7 protein-coding genes are annotated in these 7260 nt (G+C 46.5%); 5 read left to right on the forward strand and 2 right to left on the reverse strand.

Features of this window, described 5'->3' with window-relative positions; all coding sequences use genetic code 11:
• The 5 genes from EBR25_11810 to EBR25_11830 all read left to right on the forward strand — a co-directional run.
• Positions 1-1338: hypothetical protein (locus EBR25_11810; protein ID NBW41669.1), on the forward strand; the 1338-nt coding region annotated here is incomplete at its 5' end.
• Positions 1339-1399: 61 nt separating this feature from the next.
• On the forward strand, positions 1400-2209 hold the full coding sequence (locus tag EBR25_11815) for a hypothetical protein (protein ID NBW41670.1): 810 nt from the start codon (positions 1400-1402) through the stop codon (positions 2207-2209).
• A 3-nt stretch (positions 2210-2212) separates the two neighbouring features.
• Entirely contained in the window at positions 2213-5179 is a 2967-nt protein-coding gene (locus tag EBR25_11820; GenBank protein ID NBW41671.1) for a peptidase domain-containing ABC transporter, read from the forward strand.
• Positions 5179-6315, forward strand: coding sequence for an HlyD family efflux transporter periplasmic adaptor subunit (locus tag EBR25_11825; GenBank protein ID NBW41672.1), 1137 nt, complete (start codon positions 5179-5181; stop codon positions 6313-6315). The genes EBR25_11820 and EBR25_11825 overlap by 1 nt, the downstream gene beginning before the upstream one ends.
• Positions 6316-6410: 95 nt before the next feature.
• Positions 6411-6650 carry a hypothetical protein gene (locus tag EBR25_11830; GenBank protein ID NBW41673.1) on the forward strand — a complete coding sequence of 80 codons (240 nt, stop codon included), beginning with the start codon at positions 6411-6413 and terminating at the stop codon, positions 6648-6650.
• A gap of 30 nt (positions 6651-6680) precedes the next feature.
• Here EBR25_11830 and EBR25_11835 read toward each other — a convergent pair whose 3' ends face one another.
• Positions 6681-6884, reverse strand: a complete 204-nt coding sequence (locus EBR25_11835) for a hypothetical protein (GenBank protein NBW41674.1) — start codon at positions 6882-6884, stop codon at positions 6681-6683.
• Between the two features lie 151 nt (positions 6885-7035).
• A partial coding sequence (locus tag EBR25_11840; protein ID NBW41675.1) for a hypothetical protein occupies positions 7036-7260 on the reverse strand: 225 nt, incomplete at its 5' end.

Below are 7260 nucleotides of genomic sequence, written 5' to 3' on the forward strand. Positions count from 1 at the left end.
ATTGATGGTCAACGTATGATTAGCAAAATTATTTTGACGCTAACAGACAACGGCTTTGGCGATAATAATCTGAATTTTGGAGTTATTGATGATCCCGGAATGCCGGTGAAGCTTATACGCAAGCCATCGCCAGCTACGTACGCAAACTCTGGTAGTCGCGCATTACTTCCATTCACTCCGGATCGTCCTGATTCGCAAACCATTGGCTCGGATCAATTACCCGAGTTCACAAATGACGATGCGAATAATGGAGAAGAAGCGGTCCCTGATACTCAAACCCTAGATCCACGACCGCCAAATACTTCGGGTGGTAGTGATGACATTAGTAATCAACGTACGATTGATTCAAATGCGTCTCGACCATTATCACATTCCGGCAAAGCTAGTGGATCTAATAATGTGTCACAAGCAAACCGAGGGTCTCTCACAAGCTTGAACGTTAATACTCAGCAAGACGGTGGGAGTCTCCGTGCCGCGGGGTCACGCTTTTCTGTGGATGATGTCAGCGGATCTAGATCTACACCTAGGGATAACACGCTGGAGAATGCAGACCCAGAACTCTACGACTCTGCAAATCGGCGAACGGAACAAAGCTCATCATCGAAACCTCCTACGCCAAGCACACGATCAACTCCATCTCAGTCTTCAAGGAGTTCGCGCACTAATGTAGTTAATGAAGCATCAAGTGCAATCCAGGCCTTATTTAACCGTCTTATTAGTGAAGTTGACAGCCCGACGGCCCTCGGGGGGATATTGTTAGGAATGATCCTAACTCCAAACGGTGCTGAAAGGGGTCTGCGCTCACTCTTAGATTCAGGTATTGGTCGACCCGTTTCCATTCAACAACGTAATACCGAACTTCAAGCTGATTGGGCCGTTCAGTTCGAGGGACTAAGTGGTGATCAAACCTACTTGTCAATCCGACTCACAGGTGGACGACTGGTAATTTCTCGACTCGGTCCTGAATCTGAAGTATTCCAGTCGAAAGGTGGAACGACATTTTTCAGTACAGCGACCGTGCCTCAATCAGCCCTTTGGAAACTACTGAGTCACGTCACAAATCCTGGAGATTTTGTTTCCCAAGTCCAACCTTGCGTGGAACGGTTGTTGCTCCAACCTCTCGACGAAACGGAGCACTCATGGATGGATTGGTATGATAAGGCCTTCAGAGACTGCAAAGATTCGTCTGATGCTGAGATACGGTCATCTTTTTCGCGTTTTCGACAAGATTTGTCGGTTGCCATCGGAGTTGATCCTAGTTATGCTGATGCCCTGATGCTTGTTCAACTTCTTGACTGCCATATTAAGCTCGGGTTCTCGGTGCAGCAATTCTTATGATCGATGGTTTTATCGCTCACTTTCAGCGGATCTAACACCTAGTTTGTGTTAAAGTTGTATCATGGATTCCCCAGTTCAGAAACATGGGCAGGCCTCTGAAGACGAGATCAATCCACAGACCCTTCAGATCCTACAGGCTCTTAAAACAGCATCGGGAAGGGACATCCTCGCACTCTTGCTTCGCTTCGGAATGGCGGAGATATTTTTGCGCCAACTGAAGGAGCGCCAAGTTGTCTTTAACAACCAAGAGCTTTCCGATCCAGACATAATCCACGATAAAGCACTCGTTAAGTATTGCAAAGAACATAAGCTGGAGACCGACGAAGATCGCAAGAAGTGGTGCATGAGCCTAGGTATTGATTCCGAAGAGATGATGTCAGAGGCCATCCATGAGTGGCGACGCAAGGAATTACGAGAACTGCTTGTAACTGCCTCCGGGGAAACACTCTACCTACGCTACAAGGATAAGCTAGATCGCGTGCTATATAGCCTTTTGCGTGTCGAAGATCCGTTTCTTTGTCAAGAGATCTATTACTCAATTGAGGCTGGTGAAATCACTTTTGCAGAAGCTTCCGCTCGATATTCGTGCGGGCCAGAATCTAAGACCCAAGGCATTGTAGGTCCTGTCGATCTCACGACGCCTCACCCTGAAATTGCCGCACGTCTTCGTACAGCACAAGCAGGTCATTTAATTGGCCCATTTCAAGCTGAAGATTGGCATACGTTAATTAGAATGGAGTACCGTTTCGATAGTGAATATGATGAAAACACCAAGAGTTTTTTAGAAGATGTCTGCTTTAAGTCTCAGATTGGTCAGGGATTAGATTCAATAAAAGATTCATTAATGGAATGGGTTAACTCGAGGTCCTGACCGATGCTCTTAACTACACCGCAGTTCACCCAGCTGCTTGCTTTCGCCGAACAATTTCACTGTAAGACGGTTAAGGTAGAGACCGGCACCGTTCTTCAAACATCGAAGTCAAGCACTGAGCTGACCCTTGTCAAAACGGGATGGTGCCGTGTACTGGATCCTACGAGACAGTTTGGATCTTACACGGTAATTCGCATAGAAGCTCCTTACTTATGTGGGGTCTTCTCTGGCTTCGATTCGGATTTGCAGGAAGAAGTAGTTGCATCCAGCGATTGTGAGATTGTTTTAATTGGAGCTCTTGGACGTAAGCCTGAGTGCAGAGACCTGATTCATGATATCATTTCATGTCAGGTATCTCCAAGTGAGTTTCCTCTTCTCCAGAAATCTATAGCTGAAGGATTGCTTACTGTTCCAGCAGACCAGCAGTTAGTAAGCGTCTTCCAGCGCCGTTGGCGCCCTCTTGTGGCGTCTGACCTAACGAATCAATCATCAGCTAAGCTTGTCTATGCCGACAAGCCAGCACAGGGGTATCGATACGGCCAGGTAATCACTGCTGTCACATTGGCCGAGCTTTGGACAGGACCATTACCACGTGTGCTAACTTGGCAAGACGAGACAGTTCGGCTAATCAGCAGTCACGAAATAATTCCATCAAGCACGCCTATTGATGATTCGGTTCCTACAGATAGTGCTATCGAGTCTGAATCTGCTAGATCTCCTACACCACTTTTGAGGGCTGACGATGGAGGGTCTACGATAGAGCTTGAACCCTCAGATTTCATTGCCTCTGATAGGGAGCTCGCTCGTAAAGTCCGCCAACTTGGCTACACACCAGTTACCGGACGGTCTCAAGAAAAGGCTTTCGAGGCTGTTTTCTTGATGATTATTAAATACTTTTCCTTACCTACTCGTCGAGATACGGTTAAGAAAGCAGCTGATTATCTCACTGATAGCAGGGGCGGACCCTCACTTGACAAATTAATTACAGTCTTTGATCGCTTTGGCTTATTGGGTAGAGTTGTGAGTTGTCGATGTAATGAATTCAGCCGCCTTCCAACTCCATCCATTGCTGTAACTTCTTCAGGCAACCGTCCGATCTTAATTGTAGATTCATTCAATGAGAATCTACTTTGCATTGATCCAACACAAGGCATCAGGCTATACGGTTTAACAGATATAGCCTCACCCGATTCTCCATCAGTAAGTGTAGTTTCAGTTGTACGCGGATCAAGCACTCCGACTTCAAGGTTCGGTCTTGGGTGGATGCTGCCGTACATGAGTTTTTACAAATATGGGCTACTCGAAGTCTTTATTGCAAGCTTCATTACTCAGCTATTTGCCTTGGCAACACCACTGCTATTCCAGCAGATCATTGATCGCGTAATTGGACAGGGGTCTTCTAGTGCCCTGGGGGGCTTTGCTGTTCTAATGGGATTATTTATGATCCTCGAATTAGTTTTTAGCAGTTTGCGCACCTTTCAGTTCATGGAGATATCAAATCGTATCGATATTAATATAGGAAGCTCGATTATTTCCAGGTTGCTTAGGCTAAATGCACGATATTTTGAGAAGCGTCCGGTCGGTGAGCTGGCTAGTCGTCTCAATGAGTTAGATAAGATAAGAAGTTTTCTCACTGGAACAGCACTTACGGTCGTCTTAGATGCCCTCTTTGCTCTCCTTTATTTCGGTGTTATGTTCTTCTATTCACCCTTGTTGTCTGGAATTATTCTCGGAAGCATACCCCTTCTGTTAGTCGTCATTCTAGGACTAACACCGATCACTCAAAAACTTATTCGACAGCGCGCCGAGGCTCATTCTCGAACTCACTCTTACATGGTAGAAGTTCTCAACGGAATCCAAACAGTAAAGTTGCAGAATAGTGAGCTAACAGCAAGACGAAACTGGGAAAGTCGTCACCTTGATGATATCAACAAAGGATTTAAAACCGTTGTCGCGAATACTGCAAGCTCAAATGCTCTTCAGCTAATCAACAAGACTACCAACATACTCGTAATCTGCGTTGGCGCATCACTAGTCCTCTCGAATGAGTTAACGCTAGGTCAACTCATTGCATTCCGTATTATTAGTGGATATGTAACCCAGCCGATACTTAGACTAGCTAGTACTTGGAATAACTTCCAGGAAGTTTCTATGTCTGTGGAACGTTTGGGCGATGTTGTCAACCAACCGCTCGAGACTAGTGAAATCGAATCTACTAATATTGCAATGCCTCCGATCAAAGGTGAAATCTTCTTTGATGAAGTCAGCTTTGGCTATTCAATGAATAGTAAGCCTCAGCTAGCAGGTGTAAGTCTGACTATTCCTGCCGGTAGTTTTACCGGTCTAGTTGGACAGAGTGGATGTGGCAAGAGTACGTTGCTTAAACTTGTTCCTCGCCTCTATGAGCCCACACAAGGTAAGGTGCTTATCGACGGTTATGATGTTTCGAAGGTTGAGCTCTACTCTCTGAGGAGACAGTTAGGCTTCGTACCCCAAGACTGTCTTCTTTTCGAAGGTTCCATTTACAATAATATAGCGGTGGCTGATGCTGAGGCTGAAGCAGATGAGGTTATTGAAGCGGCAAAAATGGCTTGTGCCCATGAATTTATAATGTCTCTGCCCTATGGTTACAATACTCCTCTGGGTGAAAAGGGATCAGGTTTGTCTGGCGGACAACGTCAACGTGTTGCATTAGCCAGAATGTTGCTGCAGAAACCTGGCCTCGTTATCCTCGACGAGGCGACAAGTGCTTTAGATGTTGACACTGAGCAGCAGGTTGTAAATAATCTTAGACGTAAACTAAAAGGCACAACTGTTCTTATGATTACTCATCGCCTCTCGACATTAATCCATGCAGATCAAATCGTGATGATGCATGATGGTCGCTTGGATTCTGTCGGCACCCACGAACAGCTGATGTCGAAAGCGGGACGGTATTATGCTCTTTATCAACAGCAGCTTGTAGGCTAATGAAACGAAATCTACTTCGATTGCTGGGCTTTGCCTCTAAGTTAAATGCCTCCCCTAGCGAAGATATTCGTCAGACTTCTGACAATGATGCACAGCAATTGTTGCTCGAGCCGCCGCCTGTGTGGAGTCGTATCCTCATTTGGACCCTGGGCGTAGGTTCAATCAGCTTGGTTGTTTGGGCATCTTTGAATACTGTTGAAGAAACAGCTCAACTGCCTGGCCAGCTTGAAACGATTCGTTCACAGGTGACCATTAAAAGTCCTGAATCAGCATTGATTGATCAGGTCAACGTTCGTCAACATCAATACGTTAACACTGGGCAGTTACTATTCATTCTAGACAGAGCTGATATAACCCCTTTAATTCGTACATTAGAAAAGAAGCTCAATATGATCGATGACAGAAATAAGTATGAAGAACGCTCCTTCTTGAGCAGGCAAAAGCAACTCCAGGCACAGGTCTTTCTCAACCAAGAAGTTTTTTCCCGCTTACAATCTCTTGTTGACCAGGGCTCCGCAAGTGAAGTTCAGCTGCTTGAGAAACAGAATCAGGTATTTCAGAATCGCCAAGACTTACAAAACCTCTTGGACGAACGCCTAAAGGCAGAAAGCGTACAGAGCATTGAGAAGAATGACATAACAAATCAGATAAGAGAATTGAAGCAGCGGTCTCGAAAGTTTGACATATTGTCTCCTATCAGTGGAACTCTTCAGTCTCTTAATATCCAAGCTAAGGGAGAACGTGTGCAGGCTGGTGATTTGCTTGCAACGATTGTACCTGAGGAGGGCTTGATCGCGAGCGTGCAGGTTTCTTCGCGTCTCTCGGCTCCTATAAAACCTGGAACGTCTGCAGAAATCACAGTTGATGCCTTCCCTTCGAGTGACTACGGTACTATCGAAGGTGTGGTCACAACGATCTCACCAACCACATCCTCGCCTGATAGGCAAGCAACTACTCCAGCTTATGTCGCTCGTATCGCATTAAACCCTGATTCAGTTCCGCAGAATCTTCCGCCAGATGCTCTACGCTCGGGGATGGGAATCACTGCAAGCATTGTTCTGGAAAAGAAGCGCACAATAAGCATTGTCTTCAATATAATGCAGGATTTGTTTGCGCCACTCACTGAACGCAGGTGAGTCAGTGGAGACTCAAATGCTAAGCCCACTTGGATCTCTTGGCTTGATTTCCAAGTCTGTCTCACCTATCATTAATCAGTAATCAGAATGGTGCCATGGACAGCTCCAATGAGTCCTTGCAAGCTGAATCTCCAGGTGGTCCAGAAGCCATGCTTACAATAGGTGAGCAGTCCTATCGAATCGCAGACTTGCCTGAAGACGCGCAAAAATTAGTGTTAGCTATTCGAGACTGCGAAGAGCAAATTACCTCTTCGAAGCGGCGAGTCAATTATCTTGAAATTGCACGACGCTCACTTATTCAAGAGCTCACATCTCGCCTGCCCGAAAACACTTGACAACTTAAACCAATGAGGAGTGTTTGCGCATCAAAATGCTGTCAGTAGTTGAAGGCAAGATCCTTGCTCACGGTAGGGCTCTGATTTTGCCTTTGGTCTTCTGGTTTTTGTGACCACCTGCTCGACATTCCTCGAATGCGAGCGAGTCATGTCGAGCGCTTGGTGCGCTGAACTTTTCTCAAGAATGGCCATTGGTTTGGCGCTATTCGGGCGATAGGTGAAACAAAGGGCCATTGCTCGTCCCTCTATGCGCTTGTTGGACACCATCAACATAAATTGTGGGATATGGTCTGACTCCTATCCATGGATCTCGTACTCTTTTCGTACCGTCAGCCTCGCTTCTCGAACAAATTGCGCTTACGCCATAGCGGTCGTCGCGATTGGCTCAGAGCACGAGCAGTCCATCCAGCCCAAAAGACTGGTTCACCCTGCGTCGCAAGCCCTGCTCCCGGGGCTGCGAAAATTCGAAGTCAACAAAGCTGAGTGCCTGGACTTGTTCTTGCAATCCCATCGGTGCAGGGGTTCCCTCAGGGTCGCCTAAAAGTCTGTCTCTGTAGGCCTTGGCGGCGTCATCAGCATCGGCTTTGGTCGGCGGGTCGCGCCGCTTCTG

The organism is bacterium (assembly GCA_009926305.1).
Taxonomy (GTDB): Bacteria; Bdellovibrionota_C; UBA2361; order UBA2361; family RFPC01; genus RFPC01.

Bases quoted from the DNA above. Each gene is read 5' to 3' on its own strand.
- EBR25_11815 (NBW41670.1), top strand. From the start codon at position 1,400: ATGGATTCCCCAGTTCAGAAACATGGGCAGGCCTCTGAAGACGAGATC.
- EBR25_11820 (NBW41671.1), top strand. From the start codon at position 2,213: ATGCTCTTAACTACACCGCAGTTCACCCAGCTGCTTGCTTTCGCCGAA.
- EBR25_11825 (NBW41672.1), top strand. From the start codon at position 5,179: ATGAAACGAAATCTACTTCGATTGCTGGGCTTTGCCTCTAAGTTAAAT.
- EBR25_11830 (NBW41673.1), top strand. From the start codon at position 6,411: ATGGACAGCTCCAATGAGTCCTTGCAAGCTGAATCTCCAGGTGGTCCA.
- EBR25_11835 (NBW41674.1), bottom strand. From the start codon at position 6,884: ATGGCCCTTTGTTTCACCTATCGCCCGAATAGCGCCAAACCAATGGCC.